The sequence below is a fragment of the Tatumella sp. JGM118 genome (assembly GCF_018257515.1).
GTDB classification, from domain to species: Bacteria; Pseudomonadota; Gammaproteobacteria; order Enterobacterales; family Enterobacteriaceae; genus Tatumella; species Tatumella terrea.
Window position 1 is genome coordinate 83213 of the sequence record NZ_JAERJR010000009.1, and the last position, 20591, is coordinate 103803.

Below are 20591 nucleotides of genomic sequence, written 5' to 3' on the forward strand. Positions count from 1 at the left end.
GTGTCATAGATAATGATTATTATTTTACCTGGTAAAGGTATCTTATTGAAAAATCGCAGCACGCTGGTTTACTTTTTTCGGTCAATAATGTTGCAGTGATCTGCAGATATTGGGTAAATCATCCCATTATTGTAACAGAAGATTCAGGATGTTTGCTTTACGCAGTAATACTGCGGGTGTTATGATTCTGTTTTTCCTGGTATTTGTTTCCGGTAACGAGAGCGGGAACTTTCCATTCTGACCTGATGTCAAATCCTCATCTTAATAACTATTTTTAGTACCAGGGGTGTGAGGATTACTCGATGTTTCTACAGGAACTTATTGAAAATGAGATGTAATTCAGCAGTGATGACTAAGATGTCTTTAGCCGCTTTCCTATTACTGTTATTAACCAGCGTCACTTTTTTTGTTGATGGAAAGTTAAGCAGGTATTTTTTTTATTTTTGTGGCTATGTTTCTGTTCCGGGGTTTATCTTATTTACTTTCAGTCAGGGAATAAAGAAAAGTCTTAATAATCTTTCTCTGCCTTTCCTGATCATGGGAGTCTTATTTCTTCTCTGGTCATTGTGGTGCGCTGTTTCCGGCGAGGGCGATTATCTGCTTTATACGCCGGCAAAAAGAATGATTCTTTCCTTCTTTATTATCAGCTTTATCTTATCGACCTACCGAAACGCATTATTATCAAAAGAGAAACTGCAACGTTATTCCTTAGTTGCCCTATGGATAACTTTCCTGGCAGCGTCACTGTCAGGTATTCATCAGGCGCTGAACTCCAGCGACAGAGTTCTGTTAGGGATTGACCGGCCTACAATGAGTGCTTATGCCTATTCTTTTGTTTCTCTGACGTTAATGATGGCGCTGGCCTATGATAAAAACCGGTTGAGAAAAAATATTACTTTTTTCTGTACGATTATTATTTCTACTTACGTTATTTTCCATACCCAGACCCGCGCGGCGATGGGGATTCATACTTTTCTTATCGCAGTGATTACTTTTCATCTTTTCCAGGTAAGGAAGGAACCCCTGTCCTGTCTGGCTTCGTTACTGCTTCTGGCTATTTCTGTCTCATCTAACCACCATATTATTGATCATCGCACCGATGAAGCTATCAGAGATGTTCAGTTCTATAAAAACGATAATGACCGTACATCGCTCGGCGCCCGATTCAGTATGTGGAAAGTCGGATTACTCTCGTTTGAGCAACGTCCGTTTGGTGAGACACTCCATCAAAGAAACGATTTTATACGCGGCTACCTGCGCTCATCCGGAGAGGAAGACTCGGATGTGAACAGATATCTGGATGTGCATTTGCATAATGAAGTGATTCAGTATTTATCAGTGTTTGGGATTTTCGGACTCCTGGTGCTGTTATATTTTTATTATGTATTTACCCTCGGGGTCAGAAAACAATTCGGTTTAATGAATGGTATCTCTGTACCAATGGTTGCAATGATATTTTACGGATTAACAGACGTACTCTTTATTGCTGATGAAATAATTTTACTCTCTTCAGTCGTCATAGTACTAAGTGCTGTCATTATGTCAGGTAAAGAGATATCCCGGGTGAGGGGGGACTAATGAACCCTGTATTAAGTATTGTTGTCACTGCACACAATGCAGAAAAGACATTAGAGCGCACGCTGGACAGTATCGTGAAGGCTATCTCTCCGGGGGAGGACGCCTGCGAGATTGTTATTATCAATGATGCCTCTGAAGATGGGACATCCCGTATTATCAGCGAGTTCGCGGCTAAAAATGTCGCATCCACCCGCTACTATGAAGTCAGTTTCCGCAATATCGGGCTGGTCAGGAATTTTGCGGTCCGCCATTGTCTCGGTGATTATATTACCATGGTCGATTCCGATGATATCGTCTCCGGACAGGCATTTTTTAACGCGCTGACGCTGTTAAAAGAAGAAGCACCGGATGTCTTTCTGACCCGCCTGCTGGAGGTGTATGAGGGGGATGAACCCCCGGCCGGGCCGGTTGTGTTCGAACCAAAAAGGATCAGCAGAGAGAAACTGATCAAAAAGTATCTGGTTCACAAAGAAATCCAGGCCCATTTTATCGGTCAGTTTATCCGTCGGGATCTCCTGTCAGCGATCCACTTCCCGGATTTCACCTGTTATGAGGATTCATTTACCTTTCCGGAGGTGATGGCAAATGCAGAGAAGATCCTCTATTCCCGTGTGGGCTTCTATCAGTACCTGAAGAATCATAACAGTCTGTCTAATTCCATGAGTGCAGAGAAGCTGGGCTGTCTGATTGAGGCCACAAAAAAACTCGATACGCTGTTTTATAAAGCCTATAAAAATCTGGTGATATGTCACTGGATAGACATCCTTGTCAGATACGGCGACCGGATTAAAGACACCGATACCCTGACATTGCTCAGAAAGCATATTGCGCGGGTGAGCTATTTCTCATTTATTACCGACCCCGGGATCCGGGTGAGCTATAAACGAAAACTACTGACCCTCGACAGGGTCAGGCAGTAACGTGGCGGTCACAGAGTCTGTACTTTGTGGCCCTCACTGTATTCAGAGTGCCACGGGTGTCACGCTATGGCTGCCGGAAGCCAGCCCGCGGCACAGATAAGGCTCCGCGTGGCCGGATACCGTCAGCGGCCTCTGCGTCAATGATAAAGCGATGCACTGTGGCTGCAATGAGTCTCAGCCTGAGGAGCTGACCCTGATTGCCGTGCCGCCTGACTGAGCTTATCAATACGGGTAATCCCTCCCCGCGGATCATGGTGTACCCGCAACATCCTGTGATGATTCAATATTTCAAGTTCGTTAACCGTAATACTGAAACTCTGTGCCAGGGTTCGTTCATCCGGAACCTTCTTTCTCTGACGGCGTTCTTTAGTGAAAAAATGCTGGTTATATTGCGCCCACAGAATAAATATCGCGATATAGAGAAACGCAAAAAAACCGTAATACAGCAGGATCACCGGACCGGATGATGTCGGGGATGAACCGTCACTGACGTCCGAGAATAAGACGTAATATTCCCGATAAATCAGATAGATAAATCCTACCCAGGCGAGCAGGGTCAGTAAGGCATCCATCATACGCGGAACCGGCCGGGGTTCTGTAATAATAACAGGTTGTGGATTCATTTTGATGACCTCTCCAGTCCACGATCTGATCCATTCCAGCGGGCGCGCTGGCGTTGACGTCTGAGCATCACTTTCGGGAAAGCGACAAGCGTGGTAAACAGGCTCAGCATCCAGTAAATCACCGGGAACCAGATCACCCAGAAAAGTGAGCGAAAGATATTCTTCTCATAACGGTGTTCAATCATCACACTGACCATAAACTGGATCAGGCATACGATAGCCAGTGTGAGTCCGGTAAAGTGCGGGGGAAAAATACTTTCTACCTGTAAGTTTTTCGGTAACGTAAAGAGGAGCCCGAGCAGGAACAACAGAACGCTCATGGCGTAGGAAAAAGCCCACAGGGTGGAAAGCATAAACTCGGCGAAGAGTACCCACATCCGCTTATACTCCAGTGACCAGATATGCTTCATATTTTTCACAAAGACTTCCGCGCCTCCCTGAGCCCAGCGCAGACGCTGTCGCCATAAGCCCTTGATCGTCTCCGGCATCAGGATCCAGCATACCGCGCGGGGTTCAAAAAACACCGACCAGTGCTGTAGCTGTAACTTCCAGCTGATATCAATATCTTCGGTGATCATATCCGGACTCCAGTAACCCACCTCTTCCAGCGCGGTACGACGGAATGCGGTGATCACCCCGGAAACAGTGAAGACATGGCCATAGATCCGCTGGGTCCGTTTAATAAGCCCGATAATGGAAGAGAATTCACCGACCTGAATACGACCGACCAGAGTGGAACGCGTTCTGATCCTGGGGTTACCGGTGACAGCGCCGACTCTGGGGTAGCGGATAAGCGGAGCCACCAGAAACGCGGCCATATCGGGCGCGGGCAACGCATCTCCGTCAATACAGACCAGAAAGTCGCTCCTTGCCGCTGCGGCGCCGGTCCGTAATGCGATAGCTTTTCCCTGGTTTTCTGCCAGATGGATGACCCTGAGTTGCAGATACTCAGAAGCGAGTTCATCCAGCACCTCCGCGGTATCATCGGATGAACCATCATTAATAGCGATAACCTCAATGTTCTGATAGTTCTGCTGCAGGGCGGCGGTAATGGTTTCTCTGACATTCGGACCCTCGTTATAGCAAGGGATCAGCATCGAGATAAGCGGCGGAGGCTCCTGACCGTTGCTGAGATCTTCCGGTATCGCGGACCAATGCCTTTCACGATGCAGCCAGAAATAGATCCCTCCGGTTATCCAGAGTGCTGCCATAAAAAGCGGCCACAGAAAAACAAAATTCAGCATGATTTCGCCGGTAAATGTGGCAGCAAATCCCAGCGGAAAACTCAGCACCAGGCAAAGAATAACGAAAGTAATAATGCGATCAGTCATGAGCAGGGTACCAGGCCGAGGAAATATAAGGTCGAATCACTGACATCCCGGGTTGATTACGCAAAAAGTTGTCCGGGTAATAGCCATAATTTTTTACGCCCAAAAGCTGTAGCTGTTTCATCCAGTCCGCCAGGGTCTGATCAGTGAGCGTTTGTTTCTGCGGAGGCTGACGCCAGTCAACGCTTTGCAACTCGATAATCGTTTTATCTTTAGCCCCGGGAATGGACTGGACTTTTTCCACCAGTCGCTGCAACCAGAGTGATTGCTGGTCAACCGGAATATTTTCCATCGCCGGCATGGCCATCGGAACCGTCCAGCGATAAGCCGCTAAAAATTGAGATAAATTTTGTGCATACCAGCTTTCACTTTGCGGATTCAGTACCGGTTCCGCGTAAATATTACGGGCAGATTCAATTTGCGGCCCGCGTATTGCTCTGACGGCCTGAAGCAGAGATAAGGTGAAGTCGGTCAGCGTGCGGCTTTTATATTCAGTCCAGCGTTGGAATTCGACCGGAGACTGACGGATGGCCGGAATATCCCGACCAAAACCAGCGTTCTGATAGGCGGCAAGTGCGGGCGGGCTGGCATCTTCATAATCTGAGAGCAGGGCATCATCGTGGAATAAAATACCGCTGAAAGAGGCATGTGCAGCGAGGTCCTGATAAATTTCGGTGATCTGTTGCCGTGCGGCCGGACTCCACGGAGACAGGCGCTGGTACTGATCCGCCTCCGTTTTTGCCAGTCCTTTTTTATCGGACCAGGCAGTGACCCGCGGGATCGTTTTATCTAAATCAAAGGACAGTACCGGCATCCAGGCATACACTTTGACATTCGCCCGGTTCTGAAGCTGCCATGAGACAAAATTAAATAAATCCGCACGGACCGGCAGGTGGCGGTTGGGGAAATAGAGGGAGCGGACCAGACCATCCCCTTTGGGGTCGGCGAAGGCCTGCAAAAAAACATGACTGACCCGCATGTCGTAGATCCGCTGGATCAATTGATCGATATTCTTTTGCTGCTGGGCCGGGTTCGGATCATAAATATAATCAAGATCGACCTGCACCATCCGGACGGCGGACTGGTTGCGGGTTTCCGAGATAGCCGATACAAAGCTTTGCAGTGAAGGGTTACCGGAGATCAGCACCCGCGGGATACTGTTCAGTCTGGCAGCATTCCCCAGCCCCTCAGACAGGGTAAAAGCCATTTTATAACCTTGCTGCTGAGCCAGACGAAAGCTCATGCCGCTTTCAGCCCCGTAAGGCCAGACCAGAACTTCGGGAGTCTTACCGGTTACCTGACGAATCTTACGGGTCACTTTATCAATATCGAGACTGATACGCTGTTGAAACTGAGCTTCAGTTTCATAGGTTTTAGTTTGCGGATGATAACGGCGGGTCGTCATGGCCGGCTCAAGGCTGCCTTCAGGATTGGCGGTTAACCCGAAATGTGCATCCCAGGTATGGGACCCGATGTCTACCAGTCCGGAGTCGCTGACTTCTTTCACCATCTGCCAGGTGGCGAATTTCTCCCGGGGTGTTTTCAGTCCGCCAAAGTCGATGGCTTTATCCGCAGGCGTACTGATCCAGCTCCCTACCGGAGCCCATAACGCCGGCCAGTTCCAGGCCTTAAGGAGTGGCCAGACGCGATCATAGAAACTCCGGTAACCGTCATCGAAACTCAGGAGTACAGCTTTCGGAGGAAGGGGGCGCTTATTGTCATGGGCATCAAGGATCTGCCGGATACTGACCGGATGGTAACCGTTATCGCGTAACCAGTTCATCTGTTCAATCAGTGCGCTGGTTCTGACGGCCAGATAGCGCTGATCCGCCCCGCCATCCTCCACATCATGGTAGGCAATCGTCAGAAAACTATTGGCAGGCCAGGGCTGTTGTGATTCGGGATGGCTACGTTCTGACGGTGGGGTAAATTGCACCGGCGCGGCAGTCGCACTACCGCCGAGGAGGGCACTGCTCACGGTGAGTAATAACAAAAACTTTTTAACGTTAATCATCCTTAAAACCTCAGAGTCATATCAAACTGTGCAGAAAGCGTATTTTCATACTGACCGTCCCAGGGCTGACGTCCCCAGGTCAGCATGGCACCTGTTTCAAAACGCTGATTCCATTGCACACGCTGCCCGTAGCCCAGACGGAGCAGGGTTCCGCGGCCGTAGTGGTCTTGCTGATAAACGCCGGCCCCGGCGACGATCTGCTGGGTCCATTCGGTGTCGTAGTGCTGATAAATCTGATGGTTTAAACTCAGTCCGGGAAGTACGGCCAGGTCTGCATCAGGGCTGTGATAGGCAACCTCCTGTTGACTGTTCCGGCTGGCGCTTACCTCCGGCGTAAAATCCAGACTGAAACGGGGGGCGGTCCATAACCGTTCTTTCCCTGCCAGCTGAAACTCCAGACGACGGTTGCCGTCAGAGAATTCGGAGGGCTGTAGTGAAAACTGATATTCACGTCGTTCATTCTGGTACCAGCGCAGGGCGAGGCCGGCACTGTTGGCAGTCACGTTATTCCGTCGGGCGCGCAGAGGAGCTTCGGTGGAGAAACGGGCGGCCTGTGCAGACAAACGCCAGTGATCATCAAAATCATGCCAGCCATACAGGCGAAAGCCGGTGCGCGACGGGACTTTTCCGGTCTGATGGTTTAGTTCCGCCTCCAGGTGATTATCCCGTCCCCGCCACTCCAGCCCCAGTAGCGGGGTTTGCGCGCGACCTTTTCCTTCTTCAAAACGGCTCTGTTCCGTCTGCACGCCGGTAAAGAGACGGTAGTTGGTGGCGATGGGCGGCGTATAGAGCCGTGCGCTGACGGTAAGGTCATGACTGCCGGTCACAGGGTTATCAGAATGCAAACCTTTCCCTGTCTCTGCCCGCAATTCCCAGAGGTGGTGCAACTGACGATACTGATCCAGCTGCCGGACGGCTGTGGCGCGTGGGGCACGGGAAAGGACATCATCGGTCAGGCTTTCCATCTGTGACCACTCCTGAAGGCTGCTGGCGTTGTAAGCCTGCGCGGTTTCCAGAGAAAGATTATCCGGGCTTAAACTTTCAGCCCGCTTAAGCACCTGTTCGGCATGACGATCCAGGCCGCGTGCAGAGAGGACTGTGGCATAACGGATGGCTAAATCCTGATTCCCCGGGGCACTTTCCGCCCTGCGGCGACTGGTGTTCAGAGCCGCGGGATAATCGCCGGTGGCTAACAGATAATCGATATTGAGCGCCTGCAGACTCAGCCAGGCATCGTTGGGCTCCTGCACGGGCAGGCCCCAGACATTTTTTTTCCATGGCGTATGGGCTGACTGCCTGGCCAGTAATTGTTCTGCGGCCGGATAATCGCTGTTTTCTGTCATCGAATAAAACAGTGTTTCTACCTGATCATCCGCGACCGGGTCCGGTAATATCCGCGGATATAAGGCCCTGGCATGGGCAGGTTGCTGGCGGGCAAGCAGGGCAGAAGCGACCCAGGGCTTCGCGTAATCCGGAATGGTGTGGCCCTGGCCGATGATTTCGCGGTAGTCGCGGATCACCTCGTCATATTGCTCCCGGGCCAGAAACGCACCCAGCCGGTCGATCCTGGCCCGTAATCGCTGCTCCCTCGCGGCGGGCAGGTCACGCCATGCGGTCAGTCGTTGGTGATAATACTGCAGTGCATAGTCTGCAGTCCGGAAACGATTTTTTTCATCAGAGGCAGGGATTAATGCATTACGCACCAGTCCGGCGGCATAATCGAGTTCTTTCTCCCGCAGGACAGCCGGAGGTAACGCGAGTTGTTCAGCATTTTGTAACGCAGGGAGCGCAAGGCGAGTGGCAGAGTACAGACCGGTCAGGTTTTTTTTGATCTCCGGATCCTCCGGCGCCAGTTGTTCTGCCTGAGTTGTGTAGAACAACGCATCATAAGGTTTTTGTTCACGGGTCCGGAGATACGCTAAGGCTAACGGGTACGGTATCTGAGAGGGCTGATGACGTAACAGCGAAGCGGTCTCTGCTGCTGAACGGTACTGACCGGCATCCGCTTCTGTCATTGATTTTGCTTTAAGGTAATCGGCATTACCCGGGGATTGACGCAGGGCGAGATCCCAGTAGTGAATTGCCCTCGCCCACTGTTTCCTGTTACGTTCGGCCGAAGCGATAGCCGCATAGGCACGGGCAGGGAGATCGCTGCGTAAAGAATATTTATCACGTATCTGTTGTACCAGAAGATCATTATTATTCCATCCGGCGACCTGCAGCCAGTCGGCAATTTCATTGGCCGTCAGTGTCCGTTGTGTGGAATATTCAGCCAGGTAGTTCAGGAGTTCGGTAGAATTACCTTCCCGGGCCTGAATGACCATCCTGTCATAATTATCAGCCTGGCCGGTCAGCGGGAAAAATAGCGGTAAAGAGCAAAGGTAAATCACCCGTTTTTTATTTTTCATCATCAGCAGTGCTGATCGGATTTGACTATCCATCCTGGCTTTTTTCCCTGAAGTCGGCATGCTCAGGTTGTCTCCGGATTATTTGTGAATGGCTATTAAAAGCCAGTCATATTCTCTTTTTATGCAGGCTGTCTGATTAGAAATAGTTTTATTGATAGGTGAAAACGATGATTTAATGTTTTTATAAATCCGGAAATAATTTTTTACTTTTGTAAAACAGTCGCTTATTCGGATTTTTTCAAACAGTAAATAAAGACATGACACTCCCTCCTCCCGCCGGTTTTATTCCGGAAATTAAGACAACTCTTATCTGATGGCAGATAAATGATGTCATCGGAAATATTAAGCTGGCTATGTAGTTTTATTTAATATTGATCGGAGGTTAATCGTAAGAATAATACGTTCCGGTCAGGAGATAACAGAACGAAGGCGATAGGGGACTTTCAGCAGACAGAGCGTGATGACATCGCATAATAACAGGTTGCTATGGCGGTTGAACCGTAACTTCAGACCTGAGAGTCTTATTTTTTCCTGAACGTCATACTGGCGAATATCCCGGAAAAGGAAGGAAGATTGATAAATATTAATAACAGATACCAGAATTACTTACTGAATAATAAGACCGGGGGAATTCACGACTGTTGTACAAAACGGAAGCCCGAAAAACCGTATGTGACGCGGTCATTTATCGCCTGCCTGGCCCGCGCGGATCACTATCCGGCCGACAGACGGGGCCGGGTAAGGAGCCTGGCAGGGGAACGCCTCAGTACCATGCTCCTGCGGAGAGACCAGTGAAGGGCGGACGGTTGCTTATCCTGCCCCACTTACCCCACGGGTGTCCGCAGCGCCCCCGGGGATTCAGGATGCTCTGTCTATGCTCCCTGGCGTATAACGCTCCCTGACGTATAACGTATTGCCATTCGTCACAGAAGATTTTTTCTGGCGTAGAGGGCGTATCACAAAATGATCAATAGACTCTCTGTCGTATAGAGCAGTGACAGTGAGGACGGCGCAGGTAAAAAATTAAAAAACACACATAAACAATTCCCCGGAAGATTACCTGTGGTTAATTATTGATCATTTGTAAACAATGTGTATTGTGTATGTAAAACTTGAGTTGCTTAAGGAGGGGTTATGCGCTTTCCGGTGAGTGTCAGAGAGTGGGAAGGGGTTGCACAAAGAAAACTCACCGCCGATGTTTACGATTTTTTCACCGGCGCAGCAGGTGACGAAGCAGGAAAACAAGCTAACTCCGACGCTTTAAGCGCAATTAAGTTGATCTCACGTATATTACGAGGGGTGCAGAAACCTGATATTTCAAGTCATACCTTCTCAGCGCTGACCGGGCATACCCCACTTCCGGCGCCGATTTTTATCGCTCCCACGGCCCATCATACCCTGGCCCATCCTGAGGGAGAGTTAGCGACAGCACGGGCCAGTGCGGCGCTCACTATTCCTTATATTCTTAGCAGCATGAGTGACTTTTCAGTCACTGACGTTGCCTGTGAAACACACGCAATCCTGTGGCAACAACTGTATATTCAGCAGGACAGAGAGAAAACACTGGAAAAAATACGGCAAGCGGAGAGTTCAGGTGCCTCTGCATTCGTATTAACCGTCGATATGCCTGTCATGGGAAACAGATTACGTGACAGGAAGAATAATTTTCTTCCCCATCGTTATCCTTCTGTCGGGGATGAGCCTTCACAACTTGCGGGGTTTGTTGCAGGTACACTCGATCCCTCTCTATGCTGGCGCGATATTCAATGGGTAAGAGACCATACTGCCTTACCTTTGGTGCTGAAGGGTATCATACACCCTGAGGATGCCGCGTTAGCTCTCGAATACGGAATAGACGCACTCTATCTTTCAAACCATGGCGGACGGCAATTAGATTATCACCTGTCGCCTTTTACCACCTTACCAGCAGTAGCAGAAATTATTCAGCAGCGAGTGCCGTTAATCATCGACGGAAGTATCGCCACGGGTGTGGATATTTTTAAGGCTCTGGCCTTAGGGGCTGATGCTGTCGCTATCGGACGGCCGGTTCTTTGGGCACTTAGTGCTTATGGTCAGCAAGGAGTACAGGAACTTCTGAGTCAGCTGATGGATGATTTACAACGAACCATGCATATCTGTGGATGTCCGGCACTGAAGGATATCAATCGTGATTATCTGTGGCTGGCACCTCATATTTTTCTTAACCCCAGGCAGGGAGAGTTTAATCAATGAATAACTCTGAAAATGTCATTCCCGGTAATATTCCACAGGGGATCGCTGGATATGCACGTAAAATTGATCATGTTGCCATTGCCGTCCGTGAACTGGAGAAGAGTATTATTTTTTATACTGACCTGGGGTTTGAACTGACTGAACGTATGACCACAAAGGGAAGTGAGAGCGGAATGGTTTCTGCGGTAATGATGGCGGGGCCGGTGAAGTTTGTGCTGCTACAGGGAACCGATGAAAACTCCCAAATAACCCGTTTTATCAACGAATTTGGTCCCGGGGCACAGCATATCGCGATTGAAGTCGAAAATTGTGAAGCCGTATGTGAGTCACTGGAAAATAACGGCTTACGTTTTAATACGAAAATTATAAAAGGACCCGGATTAACCCAGCGCTTCACTCAGCGTTGTCCGGAATCAGGCGTGATGCTGGAATTTATTGAAAGAAATGAAACGACAGACGGTTTTTCAGAACAAAATGTCTCAGATTTATTTAAACAGCTGGAAGATAACGATACTTTTTAAACGCTATTCAGGAGGGAAATATTATGCCTGTGATTACTATTCAGCAGTCACCCCGTTCAGTTGATTTAAAAAGAAGATTAGCGAAAGAACTCACCGCGGTTTTTGTCTCGGTCTATGACATCCCCCCGGAGGCGGTGCAAATATTTTTTTCCGAAGCGAGCCATGAAAACTGGGCTAAAGGTGGGTTCCTCGCCGCAGATAATCACAAGAAATAATGCCTGTCGGGCGACTCATGTCGGAGGGAGATGATGATCCGGAATGTCTATGTGCTCACTGAAGAAGAAATATCGCTATTACCCACGGATGAAGAGGTAAAGCATTATAAAAAACATGGATGGTATATCAGTAAGCCGCTATTGACCGAAGAGGAAATCACACAACTGAAAAATGCGAGTGATTATTTTTATCGACGGGGACCGGACAGGTTGCTTCCTTCACGCCCGGGCAACCTGGCTTACTGGGAGAAAAAAGATGGCGATGTGCAACGTCACCATGACTATATTGCTTATGAAAGTCACAGTATCGGCAGAATATTAAAAAAGCCACTGATAGGTGCGGTTGCAGCAAAACTTTCGGGTAGTAAAGAGATTCGTATATATCAAAGTACGATGATCTACAAACCGGCTAATGCGCAGGAACTGAGTAACATTGTTCCGTGGCATTTCGATAAACATTACTGGAGCACAAGCTCATCTTCAGAGATGCTCACGGCATTTATCACTTTCCATGATTGTACTGAGGAAAATGGCACCATCACTATGATTGACGGTAGCCATTTATGGGAAGAACTCCCCCATGACAGTAGTGTGAATAACCATTTTGCGAAGAGGGAAATTGCTGAACTTGAAGAGATCCTGCGGGCGAATGCCGAACATAATCATGCTCAGATTAAAAAAATCCCTATGAATATCAAAAAAGGACAGATGAGTTTTCACCATTGCAGAATTTATCATGGCAGCGGGGCTAACCTGGCGGAGTATCCCCGGCGGGCTATTTCATTACACTTACAACCCGGAGATAACCACTGGGTGGAATCCTATAACGCAGATGGGGATCTGAATAGTTACAACCATGATTTTGTCGTTGCAAAAGATAGTCATGGCCGTCCGGATTATGCCGATCCGGAATTTTGCCCGACAATCTGGAAGGAGTAATCATGCGGGATTCCTCCATTAAGCATTATCAATTATTTGATGCACTGCATCATGATTCACTGCTGGCCATGAGTTTTTTAAATGAGATCTGCGGTAGGTACCCGGAGGCTATATCGTTTGCACCAGGGCGGCCTCTTGAGGATGATTTCAATCATGAATTACTCAGTCAGTATCTTGAGACTTATATTGATTATCTTCGCCGGAAGTTGAATTACAGCGAGCGTGAAATTGCGCGCGTTTTATTTCAGTATGGTAAAACCAGCGGGATTATCCAACCGCTTATTGCCCGGCATTTAGCGAACGATGAAGGGATAATTGCGGATCCGGATGATATTGTGGTCACGGTAGGTGCACAGGAAGCTATGTTAATTACCCTGCGAGTGTTCTGTACTTCAACGCGGGATGTTGTGCTGGTACCGGAACCCTGTTATGTGGGTATTGTGGGGGCAGCCAGACTCCTGGATATTACTATCGTCCCCGTGAAAGAAACTCATGGTACCCTGGAGGTGAAGAGCGTAGCAGAAGCCTGCGAGTCTGCCCGAAAAGAGGGGTTAAATCCGGTTCTGCTTTATCTGGTGCCGGGGTATGCCAACCCCTCAGGCGTCTGTCTGTCGCTGGAAGCAAGGCTGGCACTATTACGCTATGTCAGTGAGCATAAGTTATATATTTTAGAAGATAATCCCTATGGTTTATTTGCCCGTGAAGGCTCTGCCACCGTTGCCACCCTGAAATCGCTGGATAGTGAAAAACGAGTCATTTATGTCGGGTCTTTTTCTAAAACCTGTTTTCCGGGGGCCCGTATCGGCTATTTATATGCAGATCAGCACGTCGAAGGTTTTGCCGGTGGCAAGCGTATCAGCGATGTATTCTCTTCCGTTAAAAGTATGCTGACAGTTAACACTCCCCCCATAGCGCAGGCAGTCATCGGCGGCATGTTACTTCAATCCGATTGCAGACTGACGACGCGTAATCGCCGCAACATTAAACGTTACAGTGATAATCTTTTGACCTTAGCGAAGGCGCTGCATGACAATTTTTCTGATGCTTCTGACCTTTCCCGTGAAGTGAACTGGAATCTGCCTGACGGGGGATTTTTTACGGTGGTGAATGTGCCATTTTTGGCTAATGCTGCAGCTCTTGAGCGCAGTGCGCAAAGGTTTGGCATCTTATGGACCCCGATGCAGGACTTCTACCTTGAAAAGGGCGGAGAACGTTCTCTGCGGCTTTCCTCGAGCCTGTTGAGTGGAGAAGAGATTCAGCAAGGGATTAAACGTTTCAAAGAATTCGTGATCAGTGAAGTTGCCTTGCAGCAACACCAGTGAATGAAACTATTAACCCGGCGTAATCCGGTCATGAGGGTTTTCTCATTCAGACACAAATTTCGGGTATGAATTTCAGATGTGAATTTCATTCAGGTGTGAAGAGTCACGGATATTACCGGTCATGTTTTGGCATCGCCAGGTGTGCGGTGCCGCAGTCTCACGAGGATAAGCTGATCGTCGTACAGAGGGTGGCTGGCACCGGCATCGATTACGGCTTATCCGCTGTGTCGTCACGCAATGTACCGGGCGTGGGCAGCGATGATCCGGGTCATGCTCGCTGAGGTTGCTGATAAGGTATGTCAGCAGGGAGATGTCTGGCAAAGAAAATCAGGCAGAGAGCGATATCACCGGCGCAGGGGCCGATACCGCAGAAAAGGACAACAGGGAGCTGGCGTCAAAAGGGGCGTTATCCGCCCGCATAGCGAAGGGCAGAAACGAAAAAGCCCCGCTTTTCAGCGAGGCCTTAGAAAGAGTGGTGCCCGAACTCGGAATCGAACCAAGGACACGGGGATTTTCAATCCCCTGCTCTACCGACTGAGCTATTCGGGCAACGGGGCGCATTAAACCGTAATGGCCCTGAGACGTCAACTCTTTTTACCTGACAAACACAGAAAAAGGCACTGACTGTCTGCTTAATAGACAAAATGCACAGGATTGCTGTTTTTTACGCCGGGTCGCGGGTCTGCTCACCCGTTACCGCTATCAATTTATGCCCGGCCGGTCATCGCGTTGATACGGCGTCAACGCTTGCTGTCTTTCAGCGATGAGCTGCCTGAAAAGATCATCTCATCAACGTCAGCCGGGGCAGGGGCTGGCTACCATTAGCTTCTGCCGGTTACGCTGTTATCCCAGCGCGCCGTTTTTACGGCACAGCGCGACCTGCAAAATATCCTCAGCCAGACGGCGGGCGATGGCGATGTCCTGTAAATTTCGTTTCACCAGAAGTTTGCTCAGACAACCCTCCAGTATCAGTTCCAGCTGGTCGGTGACCATGGTCGGGTTATCGGTTTCCAGGGACAAAAGGTACTGATGCGTATACTGCCATGATGCCTGTTTTTGTTTTTCGGCCTCCTGATGGATAGGATGGTGCGGCGCAGGAAAAGCACTGCAAGCCGCAATAAACAGGCATCCCGGGAAGCGACCGCGCTGGACGTGTTCTGATAACAGATCGTAACGCTTAAGTATTTTTTGGCCGGTGGTCAGTGAACTGTCCTGGCGGATGCTCTGACGCCACCCGCTAATTTGCTGCCCGTGGAATGCGAGGGCATCGCGCATCAGCTGCTCCTCATCGGTATCCCCGACTGTTATCCCGCGTTCACTCAGTTGCTGCTTCAGAGTCCCTGCGGCAGCGAAGCCCTGCTGTTCGAGCAAATGTAATACCTGTTCAGATATGTTTTCCGGTGACACACGAACCTCCAAAAAAGCGATACCGGCTTGTGCCGGTATCGTCAGAGTAATCAGGGTTGAAGTTTTTGTAAATGCGCCGCGAACTCCCGGCCATTCATATATCCGGTGACGCGTGAGCCCGGGATTTCCTGACCTTCGGCATCGAAAAAGAGCAATGTGGGCAGCCCCAGCACTTTCAGATGGCTGAGCAGGGCATTATCCTGTGCGCTGTTAGCCGTCACATTGGCCCGCAGCAGTTGATACTGTGTCAGGCGCTGCGCGACCTCCGGGGCAGTGAAGGTATATTTGGCAAACTCTTTACAGGCTACACACCAGTCAGCATAGAGATCCACCATAGTGATCTTCCCCTGAGACTGCTGCAGACGCTGGTCGAGTCGGGCAATCGTGCTGACATCGTCGAAAGGCAGTTCACGGCTGTCTGCGCTCAGGGCCCCCGGCGATGCAGAAGGGAATACCCAGTCCTGAAGCGGACGTGCGGCGATTATCGCCACCCCTAACCAGACTATCTGCAGGACACGCATACCCTTCTTGTGACTTTTGAGGCTCAGACTAAAGGCCCAGCCACAAAATGCGACAGCGAGCAGACTCCAGAGACGCAGTCCCCATAAATCCCCAGCCACACGTTCAATAAGAAACACCGGCAGTGCCAGGATGACAAACCCGAACCCCTCTTTGACGGCCTGCATCCAGGGACCACTTTTCGGCAGTAACCGGTTGCCGAACAGTGTGACCAGTATAAGCGGCAGGCCCATCCCCAGAGCGTACAGATAGAGCGTTCCACCGCCGGCCAGCAGATTACCGCTTTGGGCAATATAGAGCAGGATGGCACTCAGCGGCGCCGTGGTGCAGGGGGAGCAGATTAATCCAGCCACCGCTCCCATCAGAAAGACCCCGGCCAGCGAGCCGCTTTTTTGCCGGTTGCTCCACAGAGTGAGCCGGGTTTGTAACGCGGACGGCAATTGCAGTGTAAACGCCCCGAACATGGAGAGCGCCAGCAGGATAAAAACCCCGGCCAGCGTCAGCAAAACTGCAGGGCTTTGCAGGGCGGCCTGAAAACGTAAACCCGCGGCCGCCACGACCATGCCCATCAGCGTATAGGTCAGCGCCATCCCCTGGACGTAAATAAACGCCAGCAGAAAGATACGTGAGCTGCGAATAGTACGCCGGTCCCCCAGAATAATCGCCGAGATCAGCGGATACATAGGGAGGACACAGGGAGTAAAGGCCACGCCGATACCAATCAGCAGCGCCCAGAGGGGGGAAAAAGGCAGATGTGTTGCCTGTCGGGCCGGTTCACTCAGTGTGCCGGCCGTGACGGCTGGCGTAACTGTCGTGGCGACGGCACCGGAAGGGCTGGTCTGAGAGAGCGGGACATTCCGGGTTTCCGGAGGATAACAGAATCCTGCCGCCGCACATCCCTGGTAACTGACGGTCAGGCTGGCTGCAGGCCCGATATCATGCAGTGAAACCGGCACCCGGAGATCCTGAGTGTAAATCTGGCTTTTACCAAAAAATTCATCTTCGTGGGGCTGACCGGCGGGCATCGCGATATGAGTGATACCGGCCTGGCTGGCGGTCAGAGTGATTTTTTGCTGATAAAGATAGTACCCGGGTTTGATGTTCCATTTCAGCAGTAACTGATTGCCGTTCTGACTGAAGTCGAAACCGAAGGCCTGATCCACCGTCACAAAATGGGGGGATGTGGCGGGGCCACTGAATAATGAAGCCTGAGTTTGCAGACTGAATAATGTCAGTGCCAGAACAATCAGGCGAGCGATGCGTGCAACCATGACAGGTACTCATTCTCTCCGTGTTGGACAGGGATCACCAGCAATTCAGGGACATCATAGGGATGAGCCTGTTTGAGCAGTGACAGTAAGGCGTGTTGATGTTCGGTATTACTTTTCAGGATAAGCTGGCACTCTTCGGCGCATTCAAGCTTATCCTGCCAGAGATAATAAGATGTCATCCCGGGGAGGATATTCACGCAGGCCGCCAACTGGCTACGGATAGCGCATTCAGCCAGAGTGGTTGCGGAAGCTTTATCGGGTGTGGTGCATAACACAATGACAGCGTCTGATGTTTTCATGACTCACTCCTGAAACGGTCAGGCATGATAGCACTATTTTTCATCAGTACAGAACCGCGTAGCCACAGAATGGCACGGGCAGGGAAAAGACAGGGCCTGTGCAGGCCCTGATAGTATTACTCGCTATCTTCGGTATAGCGTTTTGCTTTGTAAACCGGATGCATCAGGTTTTCAACCGAGAAAATATCATCCAGCTGGGCTTCGCTGAGCAGTCCCCGTTCCAGAACGACTTCCCGGACACTTTTACCCGTTTCAGCACAGATTTTACCGACGATATCGCCATTATGGTGGCCGATATACGGGTTCAGGTAGGTCACGATCCCGATAGAGTTAAAGACATAGGATTCACAAATTTGCTGGTTTGCGGTGATCCCGCCGACACATTTTTCCAGCAGATTAAAGCAGGCATTACTGAGGATAGAGACCGATTCAAACAGTGCCTGTCCAATCACCGGTTCCATCACGTTGAGCTGCAATTGCCCGGCTTCTGCCGCCATCGTGACGGTAATATCATTACCAATGACTTTAAAACAGACCTGGTTGACGACTTCAGGGACTACCGGGTTGACCTTGGCGGGCATAATGGAAGAACCGGCCTGAAGCTGTGGCAGGTTAATTTCGTTTAATCCCGCGCGGGGGCCGGAAGAGAGCAGACGCAGATCATTACAGATCTTCGACATTTTAACCGCCAGCCGCTTAAGGGAGGAATGTACCATCACGTAAGCGCCACAGTCGGAGGTCGCTTCAATCAGATCTTCAGCGGCAACGACCGGCAGGCGACTGACCTGGGCCAGATACTTTACTGCCAGCGGCTGATAGCCGTCCGGGGTATTCAGCCGGGTCCCGATAGCGGTCGCCCCGAGGTTAACCTCAAGCAGCAGTTCAGCGGTACGCAGAATGCTGCGGGTTTCTTCTTTCAGCAGAATACTGAAGGCATTAAATTCCTGACCGAGGGTCATCGGAACGGCATCCTGAAGCTGCGTGCGCCCCATTTTCAGGATACTTTTAAATTCAATCGCTTTACGTTGAAAGCCGTCAGCCAGTGCGTTAATGGCATCGACCAGTTTCAGCACAGAGTTGTAGACGGCAATACGAAATCCGGTCGGATAGGCATCGTTGGTTGACTGACACATATTGACGTGGTCATTAGGGTTAAGATACTGATATTCCCCTTTATTATGCCCCATCAGCTCAAGGCCGATATTCGCCAGTACCTCATTCGTATTCATATTCACCGAGGTCCCGGCCCCTCCCTGATAGACATCGACAGGGAACTGATCCATACAGGTTCCGTTATTCAGGACCTCATCACAGGCCTGGATAATGTGGTCGGCAATGTGGCGTGGAATGGTTTGCAGCTCTTTGTTGGCCAGGGCCGCGGCTTTTTTCACCATCACCATTCCGCGAACAAACTCGGGGATGTCACTGATTTTACTGCTGCTGATATAAAAATTTTCTATCGCCCGTAGCGTATGAATTCCGTAATAAGCATCCGCAGGAACTTCACGCATGCCGAGCAGGTCTTCTTCGATACGAATGTTGTTAACCATGGTAACCTTCTTAGAGTGACTGTCTTGCCGGAGGCAATGAACACAGGTGACGTGATCGTGTGTGTTAAGAGTGCCTGGTCCCGGAATTTTATCCGTATATGATCCGTGCTGCACGATCATATCCGGTTTATGTTATAAATAAGCAACACAGGTCACTTATTTTTTACATGGTGGCAAAAAAATGTTCTGCATTAGACGCAAACTTTAACGTTAATGACGTTCCGGCAGAATCAGGGGTTAGTTATAACGAATTTCTGCCTGCTGGTTGAAATCACTTTTTATTATACCCATCTTCATTATTCCATCTTTGTGATGTTATCTATTTTCGTCGTCCTGCCCGGGAGCAGGAGGCCAACTGACAGGAGACCGCCGTGCGCTGGTTACCGTTTATTGCTTTTTTCTTACTCGCCTGGATTGAAATTTCATTATTTATTCAGGTCGCTCACGTGGTGGGCGTGTTAATGACCATGGTACTGGTGATTTTTACTTCCGCTATCGGTATTTCGCTGGTGAAGCATCAGGGGATGAAGAATTTCAGACTATTACAGGAAAAAATGTTGCGGCAGGAAAATCCGGCGGCTGAAATGACGAAAAGTGTTTCGTTGCTGATTGCCGGTATCCTGTTAGTTCTGCCTGGCTTTTTTACTGACTTCCTCGGTCTGCTGCTGTTATTGCCTCCGGTACAAAAGCATCTGACCCTGAAGCTAATGCCTTACCTGAAGGTCAGACGTGGCGGAACTGCTGAACCGAATGGCTTTACCATGGAAGGGGAATTTGAGCGTAAAGAGTACGACGTTATCGAACATAAAGACGATTCATCCTCTCACCCCCGTTAAGTCCCGGAAAGCAGGGGGCTGTGTGTCTGAATAGCCCCCGTATCCACCCCCTTACATCTTCTTTCGTTTTCCGCCCTCTGCTCAGTGTTTTGTTTTATGTAACTGGCTGAAAATCCGGATATCCTGCTGCTGTACACCCGGAATGTGGCGACTGCCGACAAAATAAAAAATATTTTTTTTTACCACTTGAAAGCCCTCCTTTAAGGCCTTATCTCTGAATGCACGAAGCCGATGCCCCCGGGCCGGTATTCAACCCTAAACAACCTGTGACTGAGCATTTCGAAGGAGAGCTATCAAATGACTATTCGTCCATTGCATGATCGCGTTATCGTCAAGCGTAAAGAAGTAGAAGCTAAATCTGCTGGCGGCATCGTTCTGACCGGTTCTGCTGCGGGTAAATCTACGCGTGGTGAAGTTCTGGCCGTAGGCAATGGCCGCATCCTTGAAAGCGGTGAAGTGAAACCTTTGGATGTGAAAGTGGGTGATGTTGTCATTTTTAACGAAGGCTACGGCGCTAAAACTGAGAAGATTGATAATCAGGAAGTCCTGATCATTTCAGAAAACGATATCCTGGCCGTTGTTACTGAGTAACCGGGCAACCCATTCCAC

The 20591-nt window shown here is 49.8% G+C and carries 17 protein-coding genes and 1 tRNA gene; 9 read left to right on the forward strand and 9 right to left on the reverse strand.

Annotation, left to right across the window (positions count from 1 at the left end; genetic code table 11):
• Window positions 1–288 precede the first annotated feature (288 nt).
• Complete coding sequence (locus tag JK223_RS17160; protein ID WP_212714134.1) at window positions 289–1578, forward strand: O-antigen ligase family protein; 1290 nt, start codon at window positions 289–291, stop codon at window positions 1576–1578.
• Window positions 1578–2498 (forward strand): glycosyltransferase family 2 protein, encoded by a 921-nt coding sequence (locus tag JK223_RS10475; RefSeq protein WP_212714135.1) that lies wholly within the window; start codon window positions 1578–1580, stop codon window positions 2496–2498. Before JK223_RS17160 ends, JK223_RS10475 begins: the two co-directional genes overlap by 1 nt.
• 137 nt (window positions 2499–2635) lie before the next feature.
• Here JK223_RS10475 and pgaD read toward each other — a convergent pair whose 3' ends face one another.
• Genes pgaD through pgaA form a run of 4 tightly spaced genes read right to left on the reverse strand, consistent with a single transcriptional unit; the run spans window position 2636 to window position 8904 of the window.
• Entirely contained in the window at window positions 2636–3121 is a 486-nt protein-coding gene (gene pgaD, locus JK223_RS10480) for a poly-beta-1,6-N-acetyl-D-glucosamine biosynthesis protein PgaD (protein ID WP_212714136.1), read from the reverse strand.
• Complete coding sequence (pgaC, locus tag JK223_RS10485; protein ID WP_212714137.1) at window positions 3118–4452, reverse strand: poly-beta-1,6-N-acetyl-D-glucosamine synthase; 1335 nt, start codon at window positions 4450–4452, stop codon at window positions 3118–3120. The genes pgaD and pgaC overlap by 4 nt, the downstream gene beginning before the upstream one ends.
• Window positions 4445–6463: a poly-beta-1,6-N-acetyl-D-glucosamine N-deacetylase PgaB gene (gene pgaB / locus JK223_RS10490; RefSeq protein ID WP_212714138.1), complete on the reverse strand. Its 2019-nt coding sequence runs from the start codon at window positions 6461–6463 to the stop codon at window positions 4445–4447. Before pgaB ends, pgaC begins: the two co-directional genes overlap by 8 nt.
• Window positions 6464–6465: 2 nt before the next feature.
• On the reverse strand, window positions 6466–8904 hold the full coding sequence (pgaA, locus tag JK223_RS10495) for a poly-beta-1,6 N-acetyl-D-glucosamine export porin PgaA (protein ID WP_212714139.1): 2439 nt from the start codon (window positions 8902–8904) through the stop codon (window positions 6466–6468).
• 1101 nt (window positions 8905–10005) lie between these two features.
• Here pgaA and JK223_RS10500 point away from each other — a divergent pair.
• Genes JK223_RS10500 through JK223_RS10520 form a run of 5 tightly spaced genes read left to right on the forward strand, consistent with a single transcriptional unit; the run spans window position 10006 to window position 14100 of the window.
• The gene (locus tag JK223_RS10500; RefSeq protein WP_212714140.1) at window positions 10006–11103 is read left to right on the forward strand and encodes an alpha-hydroxy acid oxidase; all 1098 of its coding nucleotides are present in this window, start codon (window positions 10006–10008) and stop codon (window positions 11101–11103) included.
• Window positions 11100–11624, forward strand: coding sequence for a VOC family protein (locus tag JK223_RS10505; RefSeq protein ID WP_212714141.1), 525 nt, complete (start codon window positions 11100–11102; stop codon window positions 11622–11624). Before JK223_RS10500 ends, JK223_RS10505 begins: the two co-directional genes overlap by 4 nt.
• Window positions 11625–11647: 23 nt before the next feature.
• Window positions 11648–11839, forward strand: coding sequence for a tautomerase family protein (locus JK223_RS10510; protein WP_212714142.1), 192 nt, complete (start codon window positions 11648–11650; stop codon window positions 11837–11839).
• 30 nt (window positions 11840–11869) lie between these two features.
• Entirely contained in the window at window positions 11870–12778 is a 909-nt protein-coding gene (locus JK223_RS10515) for a phytanoyl-CoA dioxygenase family protein (RefSeq protein WP_212714143.1), read from the forward strand.
• Window positions 12779–12780: 2 nt separating this feature from the next.
• Window positions 12781–14100 (forward strand): PLP-dependent aminotransferase family protein, encoded by a 1320-nt coding sequence (locus tag JK223_RS10520; RefSeq protein ID WP_212714144.1) that lies wholly within the window; start codon window positions 12781–12783, stop codon window positions 14098–14100.
• A gap of 473 nt (window positions 14101–14573) precedes the next feature.
• Here JK223_RS10520 and JK223_RS10525 read toward each other — a convergent pair.
• The 5 genes from JK223_RS10525 to aspA all read right to left on the reverse strand — a co-directional run bounded on the left by JK223_RS10525 (window position 14574) and on the right by aspA (window position 19146).
• Window positions 14574–14649: transfer RNA gene (locus JK223_RS10525), tRNA-Phe, on the reverse strand.
• Window positions 14650–14943: 294 nt separating this feature from the next.
• Entirely contained in the window at window positions 14944–15507 is a 564-nt protein-coding gene (locus tag JK223_RS10530; protein ID WP_212714145.1) for a transcriptional regulator, read from the reverse strand.
• A gap of 50 nt (window positions 15508–15557) precedes the next feature.
• Window positions 15558–17297, reverse strand: a complete 1740-nt coding sequence (locus tag JK223_RS10535; protein ID WP_212714146.1) for a protein-disulfide reductase DsbD — start codon at window positions 17295–17297, stop codon at window positions 15558–15560.
• Window positions 17273–17596, reverse strand: coding sequence for a divalent cation tolerance protein CutA (cutA, locus tag JK223_RS10540; protein WP_212714147.1), 324 nt, complete (start codon window positions 17594–17596; stop codon window positions 17273–17275). Before cutA ends, JK223_RS10535 begins: the two co-directional genes overlap by 25 nt.
• 116 nt (window positions 17597–17712) lie before the next feature.
• A complete protein-coding gene (gene aspA, locus JK223_RS10545; RefSeq protein ID WP_212714148.1) occupies window positions 17713–19146 on the reverse strand; it encodes an aspartate ammonia-lyase in 1434 nt (477 codons plus the stop codon).
• Window positions 19147–19517: 371 nt separating this feature from the next.
• Between aspA and JK223_RS10550 the strand changes: the two genes are divergently transcribed.
• Window positions 19518–19982, forward strand: coding sequence for an FxsA family protein (locus JK223_RS10550; protein ID WP_212714149.1), 465 nt, complete (start codon window positions 19518–19520; stop codon window positions 19980–19982).
• 297 nt (window positions 19983–20279) lie between these two features.
• Window positions 20280–20573, forward strand: a complete 294-nt coding sequence (locus JK223_RS10555; RefSeq protein WP_025901066.1) for a co-chaperone GroES — start codon at window positions 20280–20282, stop codon at window positions 20571–20573.
• Window positions 20574–20591: the final 18 nt, after the last annotated feature.